The organism is Paenibacillus sp. FSL E2-0178, from assembly GCF_038593005.1.
Taxonomy (GTDB): domain Bacteria; phylum Bacillota; class Bacilli; order Paenibacillales; family Paenibacillaceae; genus Paenibacillus_AQ; species Paenibacillus_AQ phytohabitans.
Window position 1 is genome coordinate 7,972,591 of sequence record NZ_CP151953.1, and the last position, 25,806, is coordinate 7,998,396.

General features: G+C 51.1%; 29 protein-coding genes. 25 read left to right on the plus strand and 4 right to left on the minus strand.

All coding sequences use genetic code 11. From position 1 onward, the window contains the following. Positions 1-52 precede the first annotated feature (52 nt). Entirely contained in the window at positions 53-1,873 is a 1,821-nt protein-coding gene (locus MHI42_RS34365) for an LTA synthase family protein (RefSeq protein ID WP_342422089.1), read from the minus strand. Positions 1,874-2,114: 241 nt separating this feature from the next. On the opposite strand from MHI42_RS34365, the gene MHI42_RS34370 reads away from it, so the two are divergent. The 7 genes from MHI42_RS34370 (at position 2,115) to MHI42_RS34400 (ending at position 7,098) form a co-directional block, all read left to right on the plus strand. After that, positions 2,115-2,369: a hypothetical protein gene (locus MHI42_RS34370; protein ID WP_171716200.1), complete on the plus strand. Its 255-nt coding sequence runs from the start codon at positions 2,115-2,117 to the stop codon at positions 2,367-2,369. Beyond that, positions 2,366-3,496, plus strand: coding sequence for an SGNH/GDSL hydrolase family protein (locus MHI42_RS34375; protein ID WP_342422090.1), 1,131 nt, complete (start codon positions 2,366-2,368; stop codon positions 3,494-3,496). Before MHI42_RS34370 ends, MHI42_RS34375 begins: the two co-directional genes overlap by 4 nt. An 888-nt stretch (positions 3,497-4,384) precedes the next feature. Then, on the plus strand, positions 4,385-4,918 hold the full coding sequence (locus tag MHI42_RS34380) for a TetR/AcrR family transcriptional regulator (protein WP_342422091.1): 534 nt from the start codon (positions 4,385-4,387) through the stop codon (positions 4,916-4,918). A 12-nt stretch (positions 4,919-4,930) separates the two neighbouring features. Continuing rightward, a complete protein-coding gene (locus MHI42_RS34385; protein WP_342422092.1) occupies positions 4,931-5,254 on the plus strand; it encodes a multidrug efflux SMR transporter in 324 nt (107 codons plus the stop codon). Between the two features lie 3 nt (positions 5,255-5,257). Beyond that, a complete protein-coding gene (locus tag MHI42_RS34390) occupies positions 5,258-5,611 on the plus strand; it encodes an SMR family transporter (protein WP_171716196.1) in 354 nt (117 codons plus the stop codon). A gap of 180 nt (positions 5,612-5,791) precedes the next feature. Next, positions 5,792-6,535: an N-acetylmuramoyl-L-alanine amidase gene (locus MHI42_RS34395; RefSeq protein ID WP_342422093.1), complete on the plus strand. Its 744-nt coding sequence runs from the start codon at positions 5,792-5,794 to the stop codon at positions 6,533-6,535. Positions 6,536-6,573: 38 nt separating this feature from the next. Continuing rightward, positions 6,574-7,098, plus strand: coding sequence for a DNA topology modulation protein (locus tag MHI42_RS34400; RefSeq protein ID WP_342422094.1), 525 nt, complete (start codon positions 6,574-6,576; stop codon positions 7,096-7,098). 95 nt (positions 7,099-7,193) lie between these two features. Here MHI42_RS34400 and MHI42_RS34405 read toward each other — a convergent pair whose 3' ends face one another. Continuing rightward, positions 7,194-7,727, minus strand: a complete 534-nt coding sequence (locus MHI42_RS34405; RefSeq protein WP_342422095.1) for a CDP-alcohol phosphatidyltransferase family protein — start codon at positions 7,725-7,727, stop codon at positions 7,194-7,196. 217 nt (positions 7,728-7,944) lie between these two features. On the opposite strand from MHI42_RS34405, the gene MHI42_RS34410 reads away from it, so the two are divergent. Both MHI42_RS34410 and MHI42_RS34415 read left to right on the plus strand, forming a co-directional pair. Beyond that, complete coding sequence (locus MHI42_RS34410) at positions 7,945-8,826, plus strand: AraC family transcriptional regulator (protein WP_171716191.1); 882 nt, start codon at positions 7,945-7,947, stop codon at positions 8,824-8,826. A 109-nt stretch (positions 8,827-8,935) separates the two neighbouring features. Continuing rightward, complete coding sequence (locus tag MHI42_RS34415; protein WP_171716190.1) at positions 8,936-9,556, plus strand: DUF2185 domain-containing protein; 621 nt, start codon at positions 8,936-8,938, stop codon at positions 9,554-9,556. Positions 9,557-9,748: 192 nt separating this feature from the next. Here MHI42_RS34415 and MHI42_RS34420 read toward each other — a convergent pair whose 3' ends face one another. Next, positions 9,749-10,153 (minus strand): hypothetical protein, encoded by a 405-nt coding sequence (locus MHI42_RS34420; RefSeq protein WP_342422096.1) that lies wholly within the window; start codon positions 10,151-10,153, stop codon positions 9,749-9,751. 106 nt (positions 10,154-10,259) lie between these two features. Here MHI42_RS34420 and MHI42_RS34425 point away from each other — a divergent pair, with 106 nt between their 5' ends. The 4 genes from MHI42_RS34425 to MHI42_RS34440 all read left to right on the plus strand — a co-directional run bounded on the left by MHI42_RS34425 (position 10,260) and on the right by MHI42_RS34440 (position 14,014). Continuing rightward, the gene (locus tag MHI42_RS34425) at positions 10,260-10,784 is read left to right on the plus strand and encodes a hypothetical protein (protein ID WP_342422097.1); all 525 of its coding nucleotides are present in this window, start codon (positions 10,260-10,262) and stop codon (positions 10,782-10,784) included. Between the two features lie 181 nt (positions 10,785-10,965). Then, positions 10,966-11,997 (plus strand): ATP-binding cassette domain-containing protein, encoded by a 1,032-nt coding sequence (locus MHI42_RS34430; RefSeq protein ID WP_171716187.1) that lies wholly within the window; start codon positions 10,966-10,968, stop codon positions 11,995-11,997. Next, on the plus strand, positions 11,994-12,806 hold the full coding sequence (locus MHI42_RS34435) for an ABC transporter permease (protein WP_171716186.1): 813 nt from the start codon (positions 11,994-11,996) through the stop codon (positions 12,804-12,806). The genes MHI42_RS34430 and MHI42_RS34435 overlap by 4 nt, the downstream gene beginning before the upstream one ends. A gap of 683 nt (positions 12,807-13,489) precedes the next feature. Further along, a complete protein-coding gene (locus MHI42_RS34440) occupies positions 13,490-14,014 on the plus strand; it encodes a hypothetical protein (RefSeq protein ID WP_342422098.1) in 525 nt (174 codons plus the stop codon). 12 nt (positions 14,015-14,026) lie between these two features. On the opposite strand, the gene MHI42_RS34445 is transcribed toward MHI42_RS34440, so the two are convergent. After that, complete coding sequence (locus tag MHI42_RS34445) at positions 14,027-15,004, minus strand: biotin--[acetyl-CoA-carboxylase] ligase (protein WP_171716184.1); 978 nt, start codon at positions 15,002-15,004, stop codon at positions 14,027-14,029. 221 nt (positions 15,005-15,225) lie between these two features. Here MHI42_RS34445 and MHI42_RS34450 point away from each other — a divergent pair, with 221 nt between their 5' ends. The 12 genes from MHI42_RS34450 to MHI42_RS34505 all read left to right on the plus strand — a co-directional run bounded on the left by MHI42_RS34450 (position 15,226) and on the right by MHI42_RS34505 (position 25,737). After that, complete coding sequence (locus tag MHI42_RS34450) at positions 15,226-15,777, plus strand: biotin transporter BioY (protein ID WP_342422099.1); 552 nt, start codon at positions 15,226-15,228, stop codon at positions 15,775-15,777. An 8-nt stretch (positions 15,778-15,785) separates the two neighbouring features. Further along, entirely contained in the window at positions 15,786-17,276 is a 1,491-nt protein-coding gene (locus MHI42_RS34455) for an AMP-binding protein (RefSeq protein WP_342422100.1), read from the plus strand. A 5-nt stretch (positions 17,277-17,281) separates the two neighbouring features. Further along, on the plus strand, positions 17,282-18,433 hold the full coding sequence (locus MHI42_RS34460) for a thiolase family protein (RefSeq protein WP_342424855.1): 1,152 nt from the start codon (positions 17,282-17,284) through the stop codon (positions 18,431-18,433). After that, entirely contained in the window at positions 18,430-18,804 is a 375-nt protein-coding gene (locus MHI42_RS34465) for a MaoC family dehydratase N-terminal domain-containing protein (protein ID WP_342422101.1), read from the plus strand. The genes MHI42_RS34460 and MHI42_RS34465 overlap by 4 nt, the downstream gene beginning before the upstream one ends. Before the next feature lies 1 nt (position 18,805). After that, on the plus strand, positions 18,806-19,159 hold the full coding sequence (locus MHI42_RS34470; RefSeq protein ID WP_336101837.1) for a MaoC/PaaZ C-terminal domain-containing protein: 354 nt from the start codon (positions 18,806-18,808) through the stop codon (positions 19,157-19,159). Further along, the gene (locus MHI42_RS34475) at positions 19,156-19,992 is read left to right on the plus strand and encodes an SDR family NAD(P)-dependent oxidoreductase (protein ID WP_342422102.1); all 837 of its coding nucleotides are present in this window, start codon (positions 19,156-19,158) and stop codon (positions 19,990-19,992) included. The genes MHI42_RS34470 and MHI42_RS34475 overlap by 4 nt, the downstream gene beginning before the upstream one ends. Further along, positions 19,979-20,779, plus strand: a complete 801-nt coding sequence (locus MHI42_RS34480) for an ATP-binding cassette domain-containing protein (RefSeq protein WP_342422103.1) — start codon at positions 19,979-19,981, stop codon at positions 20,777-20,779. Before MHI42_RS34475 ends, MHI42_RS34480 begins: the two co-directional genes overlap by 14 nt. Next, positions 20,764-21,624 (plus strand): ATP-binding cassette domain-containing protein, encoded by an 861-nt coding sequence (locus MHI42_RS34485; protein ID WP_342422104.1) that lies wholly within the window; start codon positions 20,764-20,766, stop codon positions 21,622-21,624. Before MHI42_RS34480 ends, MHI42_RS34485 begins: the two co-directional genes overlap by 16 nt. Beyond that, a complete protein-coding gene (locus tag MHI42_RS34490) occupies positions 21,614-22,429 on the plus strand; it encodes an energy-coupling factor transporter transmembrane protein EcfT (RefSeq protein WP_342422106.1) in 816 nt (271 codons plus the stop codon). Before MHI42_RS34485 ends, MHI42_RS34490 begins: the two co-directional genes overlap by 11 nt. Before the next feature lie 121 nt (positions 22,430-22,550). Beyond that, positions 22,551-23,090: a GNAT family protein gene (locus MHI42_RS34495; protein ID WP_342422107.1), complete on the plus strand. Its 540-nt coding sequence runs from the start codon at positions 22,551-22,553 to the stop codon at positions 23,088-23,090. A 16-nt stretch (positions 23,091-23,106) separates the two neighbouring features. Beyond that, positions 23,107-24,018 carry an aminoglycoside phosphotransferase family protein gene (locus MHI42_RS34500; RefSeq protein WP_342422108.1) on the plus strand — a complete coding sequence of 304 codons (912 nt, stop codon included), beginning with the start codon at positions 23,107-23,109 and terminating at the stop codon, positions 24,016-24,018. 162 nt (positions 24,019-24,180) lie between these two features. Then, positions 24,181-25,737 carry an ABC-F family ATP-binding cassette domain-containing protein gene (locus tag MHI42_RS34505; protein WP_042138297.1) on the plus strand — a complete coding sequence of 519 codons (1,557 nt, stop codon included), beginning with the start codon at positions 24,181-24,183 and terminating at the stop codon, positions 25,735-25,737. Positions 25,738-25,806 lie beyond the last annotated feature (69 nt).

Below are 25,806 nucleotides of genomic sequence, written 5' to 3' on the forward strand. Positions count from 1 at the left end.
AGCCCGGTCCTGGAGACGCTTCTCCGGGTCCGGGCTCTATTCGTGCTAGCTTTTAATCAGAGCTACTCTCATCCTTAACTTCACGGTCCGGCAGCTGTGTAACATAACTGTCCGACATCCGCAGAAGCTCAAGTGCGCGGGTGAACTCATCCTCTGTCGATTGCAGGAGCTCTGTCCCGTCACCGGATAACGTATAATGCTGTCCGTCTTCGAACCCGCTGCCGGATAAGAAGAGCTCTTCGTTATTAACGAAGGAGCCCGTAGGCAGATAATAGCGCTGCGGCAGCAGGTTATAATGGGTCTGATTCAATAAATCCTGTCCAAAATGAATATGATAGTCCAGCGGCACACCGAGCAGATTCGCTACGGTAGGAAGAATGTCAACCTGTCCGCCTAGCTGCTCCTTCACGCTTGGAGATGTAATGCCGGTAGCTGATATGATGAGCGGGATATTAATCAGATCGCGTTCATTATATTCATGCCCCAGAATTTCCTCCATTAAGACTTTATCATCATCCTTGAGCGAGAAAATAGGAAGTCCCCGGTGATCACCATAAAGCACAACCACACTGTTATCCCATACCCCGCTGCTTTTGAGTTCATCCATAAATTGACCCAGCGCATAATCGGCATAGTTCTCGGCACGGATATAGTCTCCCACAAGCGTACCTTCGTAACGTTCCGGCAGTGTCATCTTATATTTGCTCTCTGGAATGGTGAACGGGTTATGCGATGACATCGAGATTACATGTGAATAGAAGGGCTGTTCGTTCTGGTCCATCCGGGCCAGCTCTGACGATGTTTTGTTATACAGGACCTCATCCGATGAACCATAGAAGACAGTATCGTCTTCACCGAAGTAGGCTTTGTCATAATAACGGTTAAACCCAAGCGCATCGTAGAGTTCTCCACGGTTCCAGAAGTCGACTTCATTCGTATGGAAGGTTGCCGTGTCGTAGCCTTGGGCCTGCAGCAGCTTCGGCAGACTCGGCAGATCTTTAGGTGCATACATTTCTGTAGCCGGACCATCCGGCGGAACATAGAAGGAAGTATTTACGATAAACTCGGCATCCGATGTGTTACCTTGACCTACCTGTTGAAAGAACCGGGGGAAGTAATAACTCTCGGCGGCAAGCTTATTCAGGTTAGGTGTAATTTCTGTACCGTCAACCGACAGATTGATCAGGAAGTTCTGGAAGGACTCCATTTGCAGGATGATCAGATTCTTACCCTTGGCGGCCCCGTACATGACCGGATTGGCTAGGGTCTGAATGCCTTTGGTCTTATCAATGCCTGCCTGTGAGATTTCCGCTTGATTAATCGGCTCTTCCTCCGGCTCACCCAGCAGGGCATAAGCTTCATAATTGAGGATCCCCATTTGTTCGGCTTTGACATTCTCGTTCATACTGGCCTTATTCGGAAAAATATTCATCATACACATGACAAGTGAAACACAGAACAAGGCAGCGACCGCCTTGCGGTTACTGGGGCGTGACATTGAGTGCTTCCAAGCCAGCGCCTTCTTGCGTCTGAGCATAACCAGGCTGATAATGATAATGTCTACGAAAATAAGCATATATTGAGGGTGCACGACGGCGAATATACTTTTCTTGACGGCTCCCACCTGCTTGACCTGGCCGAAGACCTGAGAAGTAGCAATAATGCCAAAATGATTATGATAGACAATCAGAGAGAAGAATAAAACGGTAATAAGCAGATTGACGAGCATATAGATGGCAATTTTCCGCTTCGTGGCGAACCATTCGATGAGGCAGAACAGCAGCAGCACAAAAGGAATCTCTTTCAGCCATGTGGTCCAGGTCGGCCCGTCTTCGAACAGGTAATACCAGGCGAAATAGCTTTTAACTAGCATAATTAGGGAGAAGAATAGAATCGATCTTTTACTGAGCGAGCGTGATTCCTTAAACGGCATTGCGTATGCGCATCCTTTTCTATTTAATCTTTTCATTTTATTACATGGGAGAGTTCAAAATCAACTAGATTTAAGGCAGCGGGATTTAAAATAAAGATGTAAATCCGCAGCTTTTACGTTATCCTCATATAAGCGATCCGAAAAAACACAAAAGAACTTAATTAGCGCAGGAGGAACATAGATGTCAAAAGAATTCTCACGGCAATATACCGAAAGTGTGAAGCTGGAATTATTGAACAGACTCGGACTGAAGCAGGTGTACTTCAAAGGGCAGCAAGGTGATGATCTGCTGTATGAGGCAACGGGCTTTGACCGCGGGACGGCGCATAAATTCTGTGTCCGGACGAAGAAGGGAACCATCGACGAGTGGGTCGGCGGCAAATGGATGAAGGTCCGCAGCTTCACGATTGCCACAAGGCGGGAGGGATCAGAATGAGCGGGGACGCGCATTTACAGGTACAGCGGCTGGCTGAAATCGAGCATTTGAAGATTCACGGCAGAACGACCGGCGGCTTGGACCCGGTTACGTTATTCTGGACGGGCAGTGCCATCGAGCTGAATGTCCAGGCTTCCGGGCTGTGGATTGAGGTGGAATCCGGCTATGACCAATACGAATCCTGGATCAGTATCTTGATTAACTCCGTTCCGGTCAGCAGACAGATGCTGAATGCCGGAAGGCACTGGATCTGTGTATTCCGCGGGATGAACCCTGACACCGTGAAGAATATCCGGATTGTAAAAGAGGTTCAGGCGATGAGCGGCGACCCGGGCTGCTATCTGCAGTTCCATGCGGTCCGGACAGACGGAGCGTTCCTGCCGGTTGAAGCGAAGCCCTACCGGCTTGAGTTCATCGGCGACAGTATCACTTCAGGTGAAGGCGTCATCGGAGCCCGGGAGGAGCTGGACTGGATACCGGCCTGGTTCAGCGGAGTACATAATTATACGGCTATGACTGCAGACGCAGTACAGGCAGAATACCGGGTAATTTCGCAGAGCGGATGGGGTGTGCTCACCAGCTGGGATAACAATCCGAAGGGTAATCTTCCAGATATCTACGAGCAAGTCTGCGGTCTGCTCACCGGAGAGCTTAATGAAGCGCTCGGAGCGCATAAGGTGAACGACTTCGAATCCTGGCAGCCGGATGTCGTGGTCGTTAATCTTGGCACCAATGATAACGGTGCATTTCATTCCCCGGAATGGGTGGATGAAGGTACCGGGCAGAGATATAAGCAGCGGCTGAAGGAAGATGGAAGTTACCATGAAGAGGATCTGGCAGCTTTTGAGGCGGCGGTTGTGAAATTCCTGGGCAAGCTGAGACGTTATAACAACACTGCCCATATTCTCTGGGCGTATGGCATGCTGGGCATTCCGCTGATGCCGGCGATATACCGTGCTGTGGATGCTTATATCCAGTCCACTGGCGACAAGAAAGTGTCAGTGTTTCAATTGCCGGATATGACAGACGAAACGGCGGGAGCAAGAACCCATCCGGGGTTACTGGCCCATCAGCAGACGGCGCGAGAGTTAAGCGGCTATATTAAGGGATTGTTATCAGGATCATAAGCAGGCCGATAATCAAGTTCTTATTAATAGCGCGGGAATAATGGTTGCGTGACGCTCATCAGCGGATGGGCGTTTTTTGCTGTGTAAGGGGTGCCCGGAAATTATGATATTCGTCTGTTGGGGATAAGTTTCATTGGAATTTGGGGCAGATCCTTCTCCGTCTGAAGAAAGAAGGTGATTTTGTCGGAGTCCCTCTGATCCCGCCGAAAGCGGGCGGTATGAGAAAATCAAAGGGATAAATCCCTCTAATTTCGCCGAAAGTGGGCGGCATGGGAAAATTAAAGGGATAAATCCCTCTGATTTCGCCGAAATTGGGCGGCACGGGAAAATTAAAGGGATAAATCCCTCTGATTTCACCGAAAGTGGCTGGCATGGGAAAATCAAATGGATAAATCCCTCTGATTAGCAGGATGAGGGGCCCTGAATTCGCCAAAAGTGGGCGGGAAGCTGGAATGAGGGACAGAAGTGCCCCTGAATCCGCTGGAAGTGGGCGGGAGGCGGGAATGAGGGGCAAAAGTGCCCCTGAATCCGCCGAAAGTGGGCGGGAGGCGGGAATGAGGGGCAAAAGTGCCCCTGAATTCGCCGAAAGTAGGCGGGAAGCGGAAATGAGGGGCAAAAGTGCCCCTGAATCCGCCGAAAGTGGGCGGGAAGCGGGGATGAGGAGTAGTATTGCGCTTAATTTCCCGGGGGGAACTGTACAGAGGGAGCTGCCCCAGAAGAAGTCTGAGGGGAGCATGTGGTGGCCTACAATCTCCAAAGTTGCTAAAAGCCGGATAAGCCGCATATGCATAAACTCCAGTTGGATTCTTCTGCCGGGCGACGTTACTCCTGTCCTTCATTTGACAAACAAACCGTCCAGACGGTATAGTAAATGTAGGGGTGATTCACATGAACAGCAATTCCAAACGCAATTTGATTCTGGCAGCCGCTTCAAATGTTGTGAAGCATCAAGGAATTGAGAAGCTTACGCTTGAAGCGGTGGCCGCCGAAGCAGGGGTGAGCAAGGGCGGACTGCTGCATCATTTTCCGAATAAGGACGCCTTAATTCATAGCATGGTGTCAGGGATAACGAATGAATTCATAACCGATGTTCAGAATAGGGCAGCCCGGGATACACGGGATCAAGGGAAATGGAGCCGGGCCTATTTGCAGTCCACCGTCGAAGCAGATAAGGAAGCGCAGGGCATGAACGTAGCGCTTAACGCAGCGCTTTTTAGCAACGGGGATCTGCTGGAGGACCTTCGGAAACAGTACTCCGTCTGGCAGGAGAACATTGAGAACGATGGACTTGATCCGGTGATCTCCTCGATGGTCCGGTTGGCTGTAGACGGCTTGTGGTTATCGGAGGTTTTTGGAATCGGCGATCTCAGCAGCGAAATGCGTGACAAGGTTGTCCGCAAATTGCTGGAGATGATTAATTAGGAGGTAACCCAAGTGAATTCTTATGTATTATTGTCGTTGGCTATAGTGAGTGAAGTCTTCGGCAGCTCCATGCTCAAGGCATCGAACGGGTTCAAAAGACTGCTTCCATCCATTGCGGTGGTCGCCGGCATGGGACTGGCGTTCTTCAATCTGTCACTCGCGCTGAAAGAGATCCCCCTCGGGACGGCTTATGCCATCTGGTCAGGTGTGGGAACGGCGTTAACCGCATTGGTTGGCGTACTGGTCTATAAAGAAAGTCTTAATGTCAAAAAAGTAGCAGGACTAGTCCTCATCATTGGCGGTGTGGTGCTCCTGAAGCTTTCAACGGAGGGTTGAACTGTGAAAAGTTATCTTGCACTAAGTATTGCCATCATCTCGGAAATCTTCGGCACAACGATGCTCAAGCTCTCCGACGGATTCAGCACTGTGCTGCCGTCTATCGGAGTGGTGATTGGAATGGGTGTGGCTTTTTACAGCTTATCCATTAGTCTCAGAACCATACCGTTAAGCCTGGCTTATGCCATCTGGTCCGGGGCAGGGACGGCGCTGACTGCACTTATCGGCATCCTGATCTGGAATGATCCCTTCAACCTGCTCACCGGTATTAGTCTGCTTATCATTATCGGGGGGCTCGTCTTGCTGAATTCATCTAGTCATGCCGGGCAGGCAGCAGAGCATACACCCGCCAAATAGCATAGAAATAACAAAAGACTGATTGGAGCCATGACAAAGGCCTCCATCAGTTTTTTTGCAAGGATAAGAATCTATAGGTGTCCGTGTATCGTTTCAGAATTAGGTCTTGCCTATCCAGCCTCCGGTATGCTGAAATGGAAGGGGAGACGAATATGAAGTAGGCGATAAGGAGAGACCGGAATGAGGAAGATGTACATTATAGCTGCCGCATGGCTCAGTCTGCTACTGCTTGCGGCATGCAGTGATGGCGTCAGTAACGGTTCAGGCGGGAACAGCGCAGATTCAAGTCTGGCTGCGGCTCCGGCGGCGGGTAATCGGGCAATTCATGAACCAGATCGTACAAGCGGGCCTGGAAGCAGTGATCCGGTGTATTCCGGACCTGTATACAAGGTCGTAATCGATCCGGGGCATGGCGGTGAAGACCCGGGTGCGACTTCTGTGAGCGGACGGTTTGAGAAGGAGTTCAACCTCAGCGTATCACAGGCAATAGCAGCGAAGCTGGCGGATGATCCGCAGCTTCAGATTGAGCTAACCCGGACCGGGGATGCTTTCATTTCCACGCATGAGCTGTACCGGCCGGAGTTCGCGAATGACCTTCCGGCAGATTTATTTATCTCCATCCATGGTAATACCTATGAGGATGCATCGGCATCGGGCACGGAGTCCTTTTATTATCATGACGAATCACTGGCTTTTGCCGAGACTATACATAAGCATGTTATTCTGGCTACCGGGCTCAAAGACCGCGGAGTCAAGGCTGCGAACTTCTTTGTGCTGCGGGAGACGGAGATGCCGTCCGTGCTGCTGGAACTGGGGTATTTGACCAACCCGGGCGATGAGGCGAAGATGTGGACCAATGAGTTCCAGGAAGCAGTGGCCTCATCCATCGCGGATGGAATCAAGGAATACTTGCAGCTGGATTGAAGGGATAGTAGTTACGTCATATTGGACAGGGAGAACTTATGAACCGGATTCTAATTCTCGGATCAGGAGGCTCGGGCAAATCCACCTTGGCACGGCAGCTCGGCGGTCTGCTCCATCTTCCGGTTGTGCATCTGGATTCCCATTTCTGGAGCCCGGGCTGGATTCCCAAGCCGGATGAGGAATGGGACGGGCTGGTCCGGCAATATACGGATCAAGAGCAGTGGATTATGGATGGCAACTACTCAAGGACGATGGATATCAGGATCAAGCGGGCGGATGTCATCATTTTTCTGGATTTGCCGAGGCTCTTATGCATGTACCGGATTGTGAAGCGGCGTCTGATGTATCATAACCAAACCAGACCCGATATGAACGAAGGCTGTCCGGAGAAGCTCGACCGGGCGTTCGTGAAATGGGTCTGGAACTACAAGACACGAAGCCGCGACAACACCATTGCAAGACTCCGGCAGGCCGGCGCTCATCAGCAAGTCATCACCGTTACCTCCAGACGACAGGTCAAGGCGTTAATCAGAAGCTTTGCGGATGCCGGACCTTTTGGCTAAGTATTCGTGGTGTGCGGGATTATAGAAGAATAGGCAGTGTTACCGGAGAACCCGTTGTTCGTGTTATGGGTTCTTTGGGGTGTATGAACAGAAGATTAGCGCCGCCGATACAGCCCCTTCCGGTCCAGCTGCAGCTGGCTTGAGCTCAGAAGGATGATGAATTCCTCCACAGCGGATATAGTAGCTACGGTGCATACAACAGCAGTCCAGACACCTTGATGAATATACGGAAGCAGCAGAGGTGTGATAAATAACAGGAGTCCGGCGAGCTTGTTGCCATAGGTATGAATGCTGCCGTAGGTCCGGAATCTGCGCAGTGCGGTCAGCATGGAGGCACCCCGGATTAAGGCGATCAGCATGATCCAGAGGAGAACCCCGGGTGTAAGTCCAAGGAACGGATACAATGTATATAATGCGGCGCCTACCAGCGTCATGTCAGCCAGGGAGTCAAGCTTGGCGCCGATACTGCTGGTTGTTCCGGTTTTTCTGGCAATCGGCCCGTCCAGCATATCTGTGAATCCGCACAGGATATAGACAGCGGTGAAGCCCGCGCCCAGCGGCTCAAGACATAACAGCAGGAGTGCCAGCAAGGTCCGGCTGAGCGTTATGCAGTTGGGTATAAGCTTCATTTCAACCCTCCGTCTTCCCGCTGTGGGAAATTGCTTTTTATATAGTATCTATGCTTTATTATCATTAAAATAGAGCGGATTGTCTTCATATATATCAACTATATTATGGCAGAATTATTGCTGCTCCAGGGGCAGTACCCGTCAATCTGGTGCAGGAACTGTCGGACCCGGTCTTGGGATAGCTGTTAATCTGATGGTGAGGAAAGGGTGATAAACGATGAACCTGCTCGAAAATATGAACGCGGCACTCTCCTATATTGAAGAGCAGCTGGAGGGTGAGGTGGATGTCAGGGAGGCAGCGAGGCGGGCGTTATGCTCGGAGTATCATTTCACGCGGATGTTCTCCTTTCTGGCAGGTATTCCGCTGTCGGAATATATCCGCCGCAGACGTCTCACACTGGCCGCATTCAAACTGCAGGGCAGCCAGCAGCGGATTATTGATCTGGCCCTGGAATTTGGTTATAGTTCACCGGATGCCTTCACCAAGGCCTTCCAGCTGGTTCACGGCGTGACGCCGTCGGAAGCAAGAAGCGCAGGGACACCGCTGAAGGCCTTTCCTCGGATGACTTTTCAATTAACGATCAGAGGAGGCAGTGAAATGAATTACCGTATGGAAGAGAAAGCGGCTTTTAGCATCGTCGGACTGAAGAAAAGGGTGCCTATCCAGTTCAACGGAGTGAATCCGGAAATCGCAGCGATGTGGCAGAGTCTCAATATGGAGATCATTACAGAACTGAAGCAGCTGTCCAACATCGTTCCTGCGGGGATGATCAGCGCATCGGTGAATTTCTCCGAAGGGCGGATGGAGGAACGGGGTGAGCTCGATCATTATATTGGTGTAGCTACCACACTGGACTGTCCTCCCTCCTATGCCAAGCTTGAAGTCCCTGCGTCTACATGGGCTGTATTTGAAGCGGTGGGGCCGTTTCCGGATACGCTCCAGAATATCTGGGGCCGGATTTATTCCGAATGGTTTCCCTCTTCCAATTACGAGCAGGTCGAAGGGCCGGAGATCCTCTGGAATGAGAGCAAGGATACAACCTCGCCAGCGTACAAAAGTGAAATATGGATACCTGTACAGGAATCGAAACTCCTTTAATTGTACCTGTGCCTGAGCTTAAGATGGGTGGATTTTCCTGTCCAAATGAATCGTGTCTCCCGCAATGGGGTAATGGTAGTCTAGCACTACAGACTAGGAGGCACACGTTATGGAATGGACTTTGGAAGATGTGGAAGAAGTGAGCCGGCAGCATCCTAATTCTTTCTTTATTCCCTCCCGGCAAGAACGGATGACCCAGAACCCAGGAAGAATGGTTAGGCTGCATTTCATCCTGACGAACCCGAAAGAAGGAGAACCCCGCGCTGAACGGATGTGGGTGGAGATTACCGGGCAAGATCCGGTTACCGGACGTTATACGGGGCTGCTGACGAATGTGCCCGGAGTGATACAGACACTGCAACCTGGAGCTACCGTGGAATTCGAGCCCAGACATATTGCCCGGACAATTCTGCGAGAAGGAGACCCGGCGTGGGTCGAGGCAGGCGAGAAGGCGGCGCTGGTGACCAAGAAATGCATGCTGCCCGGCAGCGGGGTTCGCTGGATGTACCGTGAAGCAGCCACACGGGAGCAGGACAGCGGATGGAGGCTATTCACCGGGGATGAGGATGGAGCATACCTGAGTGATCCCAAGAATACCGCGATCATGAATGTGTACGATCTGATTGACCGCGACCCGGGCTTACTGGAGCCTTTTAGAGGAGCTGTAGGTACGGCATTTGAACGGAGCGGCCCGGATGCAGCATGGGTAGAAGTGAAGAATTGGCGGTAAGCATAATATGCGGGGCTGGCGGTGTGCAGAAATCTGTGGCCGGCAGCCTTTTTGCGGTCAGAATCGAACATATACCTAACGGGCGTATTACTGAGAGGAAAAAGAAATTATAGATCGAACCGGATATCATCACGCAACAGCATTACCGGAATCAGGAGTTGGTGTTCACTTATTCAACCTATTTAGATCACCCTAATTGGTAATCATCCCGTCAAATAGCCAGATATCATTCTCTCTGGTAAATTGAAAGTAGATCTCTACAGCGCCGTCATCGACCTTGGCTACACCGATCTCCGCCGAATTGTCTGCAGATTTGTTGAAAAAGCGGTATTGCAGATTACGGAACGTTACTGAATCCAGCAGCCGGTTCTCATGATCGCTGGCTTTAAAGGTATCCGGAGTAACGGCCTCCTTAGTCTGAGGTTGCGAAGGCGGTTCTGACAGCAGATTTTTCAGCGCTTCATTCTCTTTTTGGAGGAAATCGAGTTTCTGAGCATCCAGCTGAACCTGAGTTTCATTCACTGTCCCGCCTGCTGAATTCTCTTCACAGGCTGCCAGTAAGAAGACACAAGCTAATAGTATGATAGTTTTTTTCAAAAAAGATATCCTCCCTCTAGTGATTGAAATGTTATTATTGGTATTATTATCCTATTATAACAGGCTCATATCAAGCTTAAGACGTTTCCCTATGGAGGTGAGTTCATTGAGGCGGGTATACTTATTGCTGCTCGCAGTACTGCTTATAGCAGGCTGTAATACACATAATGAAGCAGAACCCGCTCCGGAGCAGCAGGAAATGCCGCAACAAATGCCCGGAGATTTCGACTTTCTGGTCCGGTACGGCTATGGAGAAGCTACCAAGAATGAGATCAATACGTATCAGGATATAGTGGTAAAGGATCTGATCATGAATGGGACAGCGACGGCGAATGTTACTCTGACCGGGGATGAAATGCGCAGCATCTATGACCAGATGAAGGAAATCAACATTTTGGGGACGATGGAGCTTGTGCCCGCCAGGCAGAGTTGTGCCGTCACCCCTTACCAGGAAGACAGCTGGCAGATAACTGTAGACGGAGTTACACGTGATTTGAGCTGGTCCGGTGAGACTTGTGAGCTTACAGAAGATGCCGGGCAGCTGCTGGAGCTGCGGAACTTCATCGCGGACATCGTAGCCGGTAAGGAGGCGTACCAGGCATTGCCGGAAGCCGAGGGCGGTTATGATTAATAATATTGTATTTAAAGGGTACGTCTGCAAGCGTACTTCTTCAGTCCGATCCCAAGGGATCGGATTTTTGTTTTAATAAGACGTGGGAAAAGCAATCCGGCGGATGAGAGGCAAGTTTATATTCAGTTTAAAAAAGTCGGTTACCATCCTAATACATTCAGTTGTCTAGGAGGAATAAGGGATGAAACAAGTACAACAATCAGGAAGAGCGCAGGAGACTGGCAGCTATGCCATCGAAGCGCAGGGGCTTGTCAAAACGTACGGCAGCAACCGCGCGGTCGATGGTGTGGATCTCAAGGTCGGCACGGGCATGATCTATGGGGTGCTGGGTCCGAACGGGGCAGGGAAAACGACAGTAATCCGCATGCTGGCCACCTTACTGCGGCCTGACGCAGGTTCGGCGCGTATCTTCGGACATGATGTGGTTAAAGAACCGCAGATCGTGCGTCAGCTAATCGGAGTAACGGGTCAATATGCATCAGTGGATGAGTCACTCAGTGCAACAGAGAATCTGATCATCTTCTCCAGACTGCTCGGACTGGGACGCGCCGAATCGAGAAATAAGGCTGAAGAGCTGCTGGAAGAGTTCGGCCTGACGGAAGCGGCCAAGCGTCCGCTGAAGAATTTCTCCGGCGGGATGCGCCGGCGGCTGGATCTGGCTGCCAGTCTGATTGCGCAGCCGCCGCTCATTTTTCTGGATGAACCAACGACCGGACTTGATCCGCGGACGCGCAATCAAATGTGGGACACCATCCGGCGGCTTGTATCGACCGGGTCAACCGTATTGTTAACCACGCAGTATCTGGAAGAAGCGGATCAGCTGGCTGACCGGATTGCCGTGATCGACACCGGAAAGGTGGTTGCAGAGGGCACCGTAGATGAATTGAAGGCTTCAGTCGGCAACTCCTCGCTGCATCTGAAGGTCTTGAACCCGCAGGATATGGGGAATGCCCGTCTAATCGTCGAGCGGGTGCTTCAGGTGCGGTCCAATGTATCGTCAGAATCCGCAAAAATCATGGCGCCGATGGGCGATGTTGACCGGGTAACCGACCTGCTGATCGCGCTTCGCGGGGCGGGAATTCCGTTGCTGGAGATGAGTGTGCAGAAGCCGACGCTCGATGAAGTATTCCTCACCTTAACCGGTGATGGAGTGAAGGAAGAGGCCGGATATGCATCCGGATCAGCCAAGAACAAACAGGGGGTAATGGCATGAGTACATTCATCAAGCCGGGGACAGAACGGCGTCTGAAGAATCATACAGGCTTCGGCCAGGCGGTACGCAATTCTTTAACGATGGCCTACAGGGGGCTGCTCAAGATCCGGCGGACACCGGAACAATTATTTGACGTCACGTTCCAGCCGATCATCTTCACGCTAATGTTCACCTATATCTTTGGCGGGGCAATTGCCGGTGATGTAGCAAGCTATTTGCCGGTGATTATACCTGGTATTCTAGTGCAGACCGTAATTACGACCTCTGTCGTCACAGGTGTCCAGCTGCGGGAGGATATGGAGAAAGGTGTGTTTGACCGCTTCAAATCACTGCCGATCGCACGGATTGCTCCTCTGGCTGGCGCGCTGCTCGCAGATACTATCCGTTATACCATTGCTACTGTTCTTACCTTCGTTATGGGTTACATCATGGGCTTGCGCCCAGAAGGCGGCATCGGAAATGTTGCGCTTGCAGCGGTACTTGTAATCGGATGCTCATGGGCGATCAGCTGGATCTTCGCTTTCTTCGGTGTAATCGCCCGGACAGCTTCCAGTGTGCAAGGGATCTCGATGATTGTACTGTTCCCGTTAACCTTCCTCTCGAATGCGTTCGTGCCGGTTGATACGATGCCGAAATGGCTGCAGTGGTTTGTAAACATCAATCCAATTTCACATCTGGTCACTGCCGTCCGTAATCTGGTCAACAATGGAACGGTAGGCAGCGATCTGGTCTATTCCCTCGTCGGAGCGGCAGTCATTGTCGCCATCTTCGCTCCGATCACGGTGCGTGCGTATATGCGCCGTACGTAATCCACTTCAATCAAAGACGTTAACGGATGTAGAAATACATCGGGTTAGCGTCTTTTGTGCTTTTGGCAGGAAATGATGGATCAAATGTTGAAGTTTATTCTATATTTAACTATTTAGCTTGAACTGGAGAACTTCCGGATTCGCAGCACGTCTTGCCTCGATTGCAAGTTGCAGATTGTCTGCAACCGGATTACCGCTCATATTATAACTGTAATTTGTACAACTATAATGCTTCATTCCTGCGCCGGAACAGTTTTAATTGCACTTTGTACACTTATAAATGGCTTCTTTGCTGTAAAAGAACAATTTCCCTATTTTTAATTGTACAGAATGCAGTTATTCCTAGACATGCGGTTTTTCGCCGCCTTTTAATTGCACTAAATACATCTATTTCCGCTATTCACTCCACGCTGCTCCTAAAGATTAATCTGCGCATACTATTTAAGGGGAAAGAACTCAAATGATATATCTGCTTGATCATAGCGGTAAGGAAAGATGGTATTTCGAAGTGGATGAGGCAGGCTGGGCGTTCAGACAAACTATAAGAACCGGAACATACATAAAGGTCTAAATGTAACAGCTAATATTATAGGGTACGACGAAGTGAATTATTGGTTTATTTTAGGGAATCCGAGAATTATAGATATGCAGTAAAAGTTACGATCGCAAGAAAGGGCGTAATCATGAACAAATTTGCGGGAATAGGAAGCAGCACAATCAAATATGCAATCCTGAATTTTATACTAGTCATTACTAATCTGCTCTTATACGCTTCAGGTCCGGATGGCGGCGGAACCGGGGACCGGGAAGAAGGGTTATATTTCTATCAGCTGTACTTGGTCTGTCTTGCCGTAGTGTTCGTTGTATATGGTGTATGGTCAGTGACTTCGGGAAGACACCAGAAGAGTATCAGAGGCTTGACTGCTATCCCTGTGTTGTTGTCTTCGGTTTGTATCAGTGGTCTCTTGATATATACAATCAGCAAGAACAAGAGCCTGTACGACGAAATCTGGCTAAATAATTCAGGTTCGGAAGTCTTGGCGCTTAACGCAGACTTTCTAATCTATCTGGTATACTTCTTCCTGCTGTTCGCCATTTGCATCAGTGTGCTGGGGATTTTCTCTAGAAACAAATTGTCTATACTTGGACTGCTGCTGAATCTGTCTTTGTTCTATCTGCACTTTTACGCTTTTGCGGTATGGATTTGATACAGCCAGCGGCTAGATGGTAATGCTGACTTCTCCGCTTGAAAGATACTCCTCGTCACCATTCTCATATCTGACCTTCAGACGGCAGTCGTTATCAATGTCAATGGCTGTCGCCCCGCGTTGTTTATTATCCTTCATCACCGTTACAGGCTTACCAAGGGAAAGGATTCGTTGTCTATATTCGGAGAGAAACGGTCTGTCCGTTAAATGCGCATAGTATTCCATGAAATGATTCAGCACTTCTGCCGCGAGCCGGCAGCGGAGATCATCATAATGATTGCTTTCGGAAAATACAGACGTTGCAATCCCGCCAAGCCCGTCAGGAAAGCCGGCCGCCGGTAGGGTTACATTGATACCAATGCCGAGAACGGCATAATCCAGCAAGCCATTCTCCAATGATAAGGAAGCCTCGGTGAGAATTCCGCACACTTTTTTGCCATCCATGAATACGTCATTGACCCACTTAATCTGCGTGTCTTTACCGGATACGCTCTCGATGGCCAGGGCAACGGCGGCTGCAGCGGAGGTCGTCAGAAGAATGGATTCTGCCGCAGATAGCTTGGGGCGCAGCAGGATGCTCATGTAGATGCCCGTTCCCCGCGGGGAAAAGAAGGGCCGGCCATTTCTTCCGCGGCCGGCAGTCTGCTCTTCCGAGAGGATCACTTTCCCTTCAGCCTCTCCAGTTGCGGCCAGGATTTTTACTGCTTCGTTCGTTGAAGGTATAGTCTTGTAAACCTCAAGGCGCAGCTGTTGACCCTGTGGTTTCAGGTGTTTCGAAATGGCACCGGCAGATAAAATATCCGTTAGTGGGGATAAGGAATACCCTTTATTGGTTACAGCCTGTATGGAGTAACCGTCTGTCTGCAGCGACTTGATGGCTTTCCAGACTGCGCTGCGTGTTACGGATAACTGCCCTGCAATCTCCTCGCCGGATATATAACCGCCTTTGTTGCTGCCCAGCAAGGATAGAATTTGTTCTTTAACTGTCATGGAAATAACCCTCCAGAAATATTACGTTCCGATCAATCCTATTCGATTATATTAACATGCTTAGATAACAATAGGAAAACGAAGGTGTTATTTTCGCTGTATTGTGAACCAAATTAATTTAATTGGTTTACAATAGAATGAGTCTCCATTATAATTCAGCGTACTGGCTGTATTCTTTAACCAGAGCACAACCTTTATTTTATCCAATGGAGGTCAATATCTTGAAGACAAAAGAACTTGTATATGCCGCATTATTCGCTGCACTCATCGCGGTGCTCGGCATGATTCCGCCCCTGCCCCTTGGCTTCATTCCTGTTCCGGTCACTGCCCAGACGCTTGGGGTCATGCTGGCCGGCTGTTTTCTGGGCAGACGGATGGGGATCCTCAGTCTGGTTGTTTTTATCATTCTCATAGCCCTCGGATTGCCGGTACTGACCGGCGGGCGCGGCGGACTGGCGTTGCTCGTTGGACCGTCTGCCGGATACATATTCAGCTGGCTGGTCGCGGCAGGCTTCATCGGCTGGTGCTCCGAGAAAATCTGGCGCAGGGTCCGCATCTGGAAACTGATAGCCGTCAACCTGATCTTTGGCGTATTGCTGGTGAATCTGATTGGCGCACCCGTCATGGCCTTAATTACAGATACACCGGTCTGGACCGGACTGATTGGGGCTTTGGCCTTTCTTCCCGGAGACATGATCAAAGCGGTTATTGCGGCCGTCATAACGATGCAGCTGAAAGAAATCAGCCCCATTGAAGATCAAGCGGGGGTGTGAGCATACCCATGAACCTTGTACAGCACATTTTAGAACGTGGACAGGCTGCCCCTTCCCGCATTGCGATCACGGACGGCTGGGAAGAACGCTCCTACACCCAGCTGATGAGGCTGGTACAACAGGTTGCAAACGGTTTGCGGCATGGCGGACACATAAAGCGGAATATTGCTGTTGTATCCGGTAACCGTATGGAGTTCGCCGAGTTTGTTCTCGGCGCCATCTATGCGGGATGTGTTCCCGTGCTGATGGACCCCAAATGGCATCCGGAGGAGATGGATAAGGTTATCCGGCAGTGTGAGCCCGGACTGATTGTTGGTGAAGCGCGTTTTGCGGCTGATTTCACAGCACGTTATAAAGAAATTCCGCAGCTATACTTCGGCGGGGAGCAGAGCATCGGCAGCTATAGCTCTTGGCTGTCTGCCTTCGCGCCGGATGCCGCTGCAGAGGAGAACCCGGAATTGCTGTTCATCGGGTATACATCAGGCACAACCGGTCTCCCCAAAGGGTACATGCGGACTCACCGGTCCTGGTTAACAAGCTTTGAGGCGACGGAGAAAGCATTCAGGCTGAATAGTATGAAGCACGTACTTGCACCCGGGCCGTTCGTGCATTCCCTGTCGCTGTTTGCCATGATGCAATCCCTGTATAGTCTGGCGACTTTTCATCTGCTGCCCGTATTCGATGCTGTGAGCGTATTGAATCTCTGCTCCCATGAACCTGATATGGTCCTGTTCGTTGTGCCTGCGATGATTGATGCATTGGTCCGGCAGGCCGCTGCAACCACGGCCCCGGTATCAATACAGGCCATAATCAGCTCTGGGGGCAAGTGGCCAGTGACGTTGAAACAAAGATGCCATGAGTTGTTCAAGGAGACGAAGCTCTATGAGTATTACGGCTCCTCGGAGGCCAGTTACATCAGCTATCTTGAAATAACCGGCGAGGAGGAGGCAGATTCCTTAGGTAAACCGTTCGACGGCGTGCATATTTCTATCCGAGATGCGCAGTTTCGTGTGCTGCCTCCGGGTGCGGTTGGTGAGCTGTATATCCGGAGTGAAATGATGTTCACCGGGTATCACCTGCTGCCGGAAGAGACGGCACGCGTGTTTCGCGGGGGCTGGCTGCGTACGGGCGACTACATGCTCCTTGATCAGAACGGGCATATGCACTTGGCTGGCCGTGCCAGCAACATGATCAAGAGCGGGGGACTCAAGGTGTTCCCCGAAGAAGTGGAGAGTGTGCTGCGACGTATTCCGGCGGTCCGCGAGGTTATGGTATTCGGCAAGCCGGATGAGCGGTGGGGAGAGCAGGTAACGGCATTGATTGAGTGGAGCGGAGAACAGCAGCTCAGTCTGGAGCAGATCAGGGATTACTGCCGTCCATATCTTGAAAGCTATAAGGTGCCCAGGCAGCTCGTTCCTGTGGAACAGTTCATCTATACCAGCAGCGGAAAAATCGCACGCCAGCGGATGATGGACAATGTGAGAGAAGGGTTGAGATGAGAGAAATCAAAGAGGCCGTGCTGGTTATGGCCAGGCGTACACCTGTCGGCAAAATCGGTGGACAGCTAAGCTCGCTCGAACCGGAGCAGCTGCTTGCCCCGCTGATTCGCCTCCTCGTTACTGAAGCACAGCTGCCGCCGGAATGGATTGATGATGTCATCATCGGCAATGTAGTGGGACCTGGCGGGAATATTGCCCGTAAGTCTGTGCTTGAAGCAGGATTGCCTGTTACGGTACCGGGAGTCACAGTCGACCGTCAATGCGGTTCAGGGCTTGAAGCCATCATCATGGCGGCCCGCCTCGTTCAGAGCGGTGCCGGAGAGATATTCCTGGCAGGCGGAGCCGAAAGTGTAAGCCGGGCGCCTTGGCGAATGTTCAGACCCGGCACGCTGGCGGGGACGCCAACCTTATATACACGCGCACCGTTCACACCCATTGCTTACGGAGATCCTGACATGGGGCTTGCTGCAGAGAATGTGGCGTCCAAATACGGGATTACCCGTGAAGCGCAGGATCTGTATGCGCTGGAGAGCCACCTGAAAGCCGTCCGGGCTCAAAGTACAGGCAGATATGTACCGGAGCTTGTACCGCTGCAATTCAACGGTTTACGGATTGCAGAGGATGAATGTCCGAGACCGGATACAAGCCTGGGGAAGCTGCGCAGCCTGCCGCCTGTATTTGCGGAGAATGGCACTGTGACTGCCGGGAATGCCTGTCCTATTAATGACGGTGCCGCTCTGGTGCTCATCATGTCGCGTGACAAGTGTGAACAGCTTAACCTGACGCCCATCCTCCGTTTTGTTGACTCTCAGGCTGCCGGAGTGGACCCCCGTTATCCGGGGATCGGACCGGTTCCGGCGGTCCGGAAACTGTTATGCCGCCAGGGTCTGACCATCGGAGATGTGGATATCGTTGAATTTAATGAAGCTTTTGCCGCTCAGGTATTAGCATCACTGCAGGAGCTTCAGCTTCCAGCAGATAAGGTTAATCCCGGTGGAGGCGCGTTAGCTCTAGGTCATCCTTACGGCGCATCCGGTGCGATCCTTATGACGCGTCTATATTCGGAGATGCTGCAAACCCCCTACAAACGGGGGATAGCTACACTTGGCATTGGCGGCGGGATGGGGCTGGCCGTTCTGATGGAGGCGGTTATATGAACAAGATCCGCTTTCAGGTTCAGCTCACGACGGGAAATATCGTGCAATATGCACACAGCATAGCTTCGCCCCTACAGAGAATAGGAGGAGCAGCCGTTGCTCCTTCGACTATGCCGGTCACATTCTGGAAGACAGCAGATGTCCCCTGGCTTCCCCTGAAAGCGGCAATGATTCACGGAACGCAGCAGTTTACTTATCATGCTCCGCTGATGGCGGGTATGAATCTGAATTGCGAACTAACCTTACTTGCTGTAGAGCACAAAAACGGCCGGAGCGGCGTGCTGACTTTCTATACCCATTCTCTATTCTGCTGTCACCGGGGCAGCCCCATCGCTGTAGCAGAAACCGTCTTGATCGGGAGAGGTGAATGATATGAGAATCAGGATCTCTGAGGCGGATATCCGGCAATATGCTGCTGTCACCAAGGATGAGGCAGCGATTCATCTGAATGCCGCAGCCGCAAGAGAAGCGGGTTACGAGGCTCCCATTGCCCATGGAATGTATATCATGGGGCTGGCGCAGTCTTTATATATGAAAGAACACCGTTCCCATTGGATTAAGTCCATTACTATGCGGTTTGAGCAGCCGTGTGTTCAAGGCTCAGCCGTATGCTTCCGGTATAACGATTTGAAGCATGATCAGATCCAGGTAACGATAGTGACAGATCACGGGGATATCATCGCTAAAGGCTCTTTTTGCGTTGTAAAGGGGATCATGGATATATGAAGACGGTATTGATTACAGGGGCAACCAGAGGGATTGGACGAAGCATGGCTATTGAACTGGGACGCTGCGGATATCAGGTCGCCGTTAATGGTTTAAATGGCGAGAGTGTTAAGCAAGTAGTCGAGGACATCCGGGGGACAGGCGGCTTCGCGGAGGGATTCTGTGCCAATGTTGCCGATCCCGTTGCCGTTACGGCAATGATGGACGAAGTGACCGGGAAGATGGGTTCCCTGGATATTTTAATTCATAACGCAGGCATCATTCATGACCGCAAATGCGGATTCATGACAGACCGGGAATGGCAGTCCGTTCTGGATGTTCATTTAAATGGGGCTTTCTACTGCATCCGGCGTGCAATTGCCCATCTGAGCCGGGACGGAGGCGATATCCTGCTGCTGACCTCAACTGCGGGACTCACCGGTTCGCCGGGACAGGTCAATTACAGTGCGGCCAAGGCCGGACTTCTCGGGATGCTGTGGACGCTTGCTGATGAACTGAAGGTCAAGCGGATCAGGGTTAACGGCATTGCTCCTGCTGCCTTAACCGATATGACCCGGCCGGTGATTCAACATTTGACAGAAAAATATGCACAGCTTAATGAGCCGCTTCCTGAGGCATGGAGCTTGGGTGAAGCGGACGATGTGGCCCGGTTCGTGCGTGCGCTTCTGGATCACAAGGACCCGGAGCTGACGGGGCAAGTGTTCGGCATTAACGGACAGCAGATTACACCTTGGGAGAAGCCACGGCCGCTTGCTACAGTTACTTCTGCGCCGGAAGATTTTTTTGAAATAAGTAAACAGCGGAGGGAGCGCGGGGCAGATGCTTGTATTTGATCAGGTCGATTATTATTACCGGAGCGGGAATCCGGTTCTTCACCAGCTAAGCTTTGGAATCCGCCAAGGTGAATTCCTCTCCATCATTGGAGGGAACGGAAGCGGAAAGTCCACGCTCGCCAAGTTAATGAACGGGCTCCTGCAGCCAAGAGACGGAAAAGTAATGCTGGACCAATGGAATACACGGAATCCTGATGACCTTGGGAAGATTCGGGAGCAGGCCGGACTGGTATTTCAAAATCCCGACGATCAGTTCATCACAACATCTGTTCTGGATGAAGTGATATTCGGACTGGAGAATCTGCGCGTGCCGAGAGCTGATATGGCCGGGCGGGCGAATATGGCTCTGCAAGCAGTTCACATGGAAGATTATGCGGAAGCCATGCCGCATCAACTGTCAGGCGGCCAGAAACAGCGGGTTGCTGTTGCTGCCGTTGTGGCAATGGAACCTTCGATAATCATCTTTGATGAAGCGACCTCCATGCTCGATCCGCAGGGAAGAAGAGACATCCTCGAGCTGATGAACTCCCTTCACCGGCAGGGTAAGACCATTATTCAGATCACGCATCATATGGATGAGATTCTTTCCTCTGACCGTGTTCTGCTTCTGAGCAGAGGAGAAATTGCTTTTGACGGATCACCCTCCGCCTTGTTTAGCAGCGTATCCATTACAGAGCATCAGCTCTCTCCCCCTTTTGCGGTAAGACTACATCAAGCGCTCGGATTGAAAGCCCCCCTGCGTGCGGATTGGAAGGAGACGGTGTCTGCCTTATGGGCTACGAGTTAAATGACGTAAGTGTAAAGTTGAACGGGGTAGAGATCCTTCAATCCGTAAGCTGCACGCTTCAGGAGGGGAAATGGATTTCGGTAATTGGCCATACCGGGGCAGGGAAATCGACCTTTGCCAAAGTAATGAAGGGGCTGGTTCCTTTCTACAGAGGCGAATATACGCATGAACGCCAACCTCTGCCCAGGGACAGTAAAGGGAATATGAAGGCCGTCCCGCAGATCGGTTATGTATTTCAATATCCGGAGCAGCAGCTTTTCGCAACGACGGTTTATAAAGAGCTTGCCTTTGGTCTCACCGTAAAGGGGGAATCACCGGGGAAAGTGGAAGCAGCGGTCAAGACGGTTATGGAGCAGCTGGGACTCCCGGCGGATCTTCTCCAGGAGAAGCCGTTCCAGCTTAGCGGGGGGCTTAAGCGGCTTGTCGCTGTCGCTTCCGTGCTGATTACGGAGCCGGAGCTCCTTATTCTGGATGAGCCCACCGCCGGACTTGATTCCGTGCACAGGACAGCGCTGCTGAAGCAGCTCCAGGTATGGCAGAGGGAGAAGAACCGGACAGTACTGCTCATCTCTCATCAGCTTGAGGAGGTTGCCGACTATTCGGACGAGGTGATGGTCTTCCAGAAGGGACGCTTATTAGCCCATTTGGTGGCAAATGAGTTATTTCTGAAGCGTGCAGCTTTGTTGGAGCAAGCCCGGTTGCCTTTGCCGGAGCCCATACAGCTCTTAAGATTCATTGAGGGGATTTCCGGACGGACTCTTACACCGGCGAGTTGCAGGGAAGAAGATATTATGCAGCTTGTGAGGAACGTCTGGCAGTCCAGAGGTCTTCAGCATGAAGGATAACATCCTGCTGGGCCAGTATATCCCTTCAGATTCAGTACTCCACCGGCTAGACCCCCGTACCAAGCTGTTAAGCATGCTAACCTTTACAATTTGCTCTCTTTTACTCAATAATTATGGCGGATATGCTATAGCGTCTGTCTTTGTGGGAAGCCAGCTGCTGTTGTCCAGAGTTCCGCTGCGGAATTTACTTAGAGGATTAAAGCCGGTTGTGCTTATCCTGTCCTTTACTTTTGTATACCATCTCTTCTTTACCCCGGGAACGCCACTCTGGCCGGGTTCGGCCGTTCAAGTGACAGAAGCAGGAATAGAGAAGGGCCTCTTCGTTGTCTGGCGTATTCTCTTGCTCGTGTCGCTTGCTTCGCTGCTGACCTTGACGACCAAGCCGCTGGATCTGGCAAAAGGCCTGGAACAACTGCTTAAGCCGTTATCCCGCCGGGGAGTCCCGGTAGAGGCTATCGCATTGATGCTCGTAATTGCAGTCCGCTTCATCCCGACAATTATTCAAGAGGTGGACCGCATTATGCTGGCGCAAAGAGCCAGAGGGTATGACATTATAGCAATCAAAGGACATAAGCGGGTATTTGCATATTTGTCATTGGTGGTTCCCCTGCTAATAATAACGGTTCAACGGGCGGAGCAGCTGGCAATGACAATCGATGCAAGAGCCTATGGGACTGGAAGGGGCCGCACTTCTTATAGAGAGCTAAGATTATCGCGGATGGATTATACCGCCGGGGGAGTCACGCTTGCTTACGTGCTGCTGCTTCTGTATCTGTATCTGAACATGACCATAGCGCTTGATTAGAGCTTAGTGAACTTCAACTCCGTATAGTTTATGTATAACGAAACCCTCCCTTAATCTGGAAATGGTTGCATGATATAATGAGCTTGCGATTATTCAGGGCTGAAGGAACAGAGGGGAAGAAATGTATCTGCACAAAGGGAACCTGGTCATCCGGGATGCGGCTATAGGCGATGCAAAGCTGTTATGCAGCTGGTGGAACGACGGGAGGATTATGGCGCACGCCGGTTTTCCCCATGGAATAGGCACTACTGAACAAGAGGTACGAAGCAAACTGCAGAGCGGGGCGGACCCGGAACGGCAAGGCCGTTTGATCCTGGAGATCAGCGGCGTTCCGGTGGGGGAGATGAGTTACAGCGCAGCTGCAGACCGTGTGGCAGAGATCGGTATCAAAATCTGCGATTTCAAAGAGCAGAATAAAGGAGCGGGGCCCCGGTTTCTAACGATGCTTATCCGTTATTTATTTGAGGTTCCGGGATATCACACAATCATCCTCGATACCAATCTTAAGAACACCAGAGCACAGCATGTATATGAGAAACTCGGCTTCTGGAAAATTGCGGTACGAACGGATGCGTGGACAGATCAGCTTGGAGAAAGGCAGAGTTTTATCGATTATGAGTTGACCCAAGCGGAATGGAGAGCAGACTGGCTACATGACTGAAAGGAGCCGTTGCGGCATGATTGTAATACCTGAACCTTTTACCAAAAGAATGCACGAACTCTACGGTAAGCAGGGCGTAGCATGGGCGGAGGCGCTGCCTGATCTGATTACCGACTGTGCAGACCGCTTCGGCATTAGTCCGGAAGCTCCCTTTTCCAATTTATCCTATAACTTTGTACTCCGGGCAAAGCTCAGTAACGGGAAGCCGGCAGTCCTAAAATTATCCTTCATGAAGGAGGAGCTTTCTAAGGAAGTTAGTATACTTCGTGCCTATGAGGGCCGGGGGGCGATTCGTGTACTGGAAGCAGACGAAGATTGGGGGATTGCTCTGCTGGAGGGAGCTGACCCGGGCACGCCGTTGTCTGCGATTGAGGATGATGCGAAGGCGACGAATATCTTTTGTGAAGTATTTCAGCGTCTTCAGCTTCCTGCACCAGCCGGCAGCCGGTACCCGTCTATGAAGCAGCACTTCGCGGCCATAGAGCGATACCGTGAGCGATTCGACGATGGGAACGCTGCAGCGCCGCTGCCTGAGAGCTGGGTGGAGAATGCCGAAGAATGTCTGGTGTATCTCATTAACACCACGGAAGAGAATTATCTGCTGCACGGTGATCTGCATCATGACAACATCCTCCGCCAAGGAGAAGAGCAATGGGTTGTTATTGATCCCAAGGGCATCATCGGTGACGTTCATTTTGATACTGTACAGTATCTGCTTAACTATATGGATCGGGGTGGCGATTGCGAGCAGGCACTTCGGGGCCGGATTGCGATTATGGCCGGCCGTCTTGGCTTGGACCCTCGCCGAATCGCAATGTGGGGCGTGGTACGAGGCGTGCTTGAGGCATGCTGGACGATCGAAGATGGAGGAACAGATTGGCACAGAGGCATCCAGTTAACAGAGCTTTTCGCCAAATGCCTGGATTGAGCCAAGAACTATGCTTATGTTCCAAGAGAGGTCATAGCGTAAGTAGACACTAACGTCATGTTAGTGTTTTTTCGCCTTTTTTTTGCAAACCGTCTGGAGTTGTGGCGCTTTAGCCTTTATAATATGACGAGAATATAGAATAAAGGAAAAGGTGTTAATTTCATGAGCATATTAAATGTAGAAAAGCTGAGTCACGGGTTCGGAGACCGGGCCATATTCACCGATGTATCCTTCCGCCTGCTGAAGGGCGAGCATATCGGTCTGATTGGTGCCAACGGTGAAGGTAAATCGACCTTCATGAATATCATTACCGGCAAGCTGCAGCCGGACGAAGGCAAAGTGGAATGGGCGAAACGCATGCGCGCCGGTTATCTGGATCAGCATGCTGTACTTCAGCAGGGACAATCCATCCGTGATGTTCTGCGCGGAGCCTTCCAATATCTGTTCGATATGGAACAAGAGATGAACGATATGTACGGCAAGATGGGTGAGGTTACCCCGGAGGAGCTGGAGCAGCTGCTGGAGGATGTCGGAACGATTCAGGACATGCTGACCAGCCAGGATTTCTATATGATCGATGCCAAAATCGATGAAACGGCCCGCGGGCTGGGTCTTACCGACATCGGTCTGGACAAAGACGTTAACGATCTCAGCGGCGGTCAACGGACCAAGGTTCTGCTGGCTAAGCTGCTGCTGGAGAAGCCGGACATCCTGCTGCTCGATGAGCCTACGAACTATCTGGATGAACAGCATATCAACTGGCTGAAGCGTTATTTGCTGGATTACGAGAATGCCTTCATTCTTATTTCGCATGACATTCCGTTCCTGAACAGCGTAATTAACCTGATCTATCATATGGAGAATCAGTCGCTGTCACGTTATGTGGGCGATTATGAGTATTTCCAGCAGGTGTACGAAGCAAAGAAATCGCAGCTGGAATCGGCCTTCAAACGCCAGCAGCAGGAAATCGCCGATCTGAAGGACTTCGTTGCGCGCAATAAGGCCAGCGTAGCTACCCGGAATATGGCAATGTCCCGGCAGAAGAAGCTGGATAAGATGGATGTCATCGAGATTGCCAAGGAGAAGCCGAAGCCGCAATTTAACTTCAAGCAGGGCCGGACCTCCGGTAAGGTGATTTTTGAAGCGAAGGATCTGGTGATCGGCTACGATTCCCCATTGTCCAGACCGCTTGATCTGAGCATGGAGCGGGGACAAAAAATAGCCCTTGTCGGTGCGAACGGGATCGGTAAAACGACGCTGCTGCGCAGCATTCTCGGCCAGATTCAAGCCATTTCAGGCTCGGTCAGACTCGGTGATCTGCTGGAGATCGGCTATTTCGAACAGGAAATGAAGGAATCGAATTACAACACCTGTATTGAAGAGATCTGGAACGAGTTCCCGTCCTACTCCCAATTTGAAATCCGGGCGGCACTGGCCAAATGCGGCCTGACGACCAAGCATATCGAGAGCAAGATTGCGGTCTTAAGCGGCGGCGAGAAAGCCAAAGTACGTTTGTGCAAGCTGATCAACCGTGATAGCAACCTGCTTGTACTGGATGAGCCTACCAACCATCTCGATGTAGATGCCAAGGAAGAGCTGCAGCGTGCGCTCAAAGCTTATAAAGGCAGCATCCTGCTGATTTCCCATGAACCTGAATTTTACCGCGATATCGTGACGGATATCTGGAACTGCGAATCGTGGACGACAAAAGTATTCTAAAAAGCCGGCAATAACGCCGGTCTGACGGTGACCCGTAAGAGGACAGCTTTGAACAAAGTGCCCCTTCTT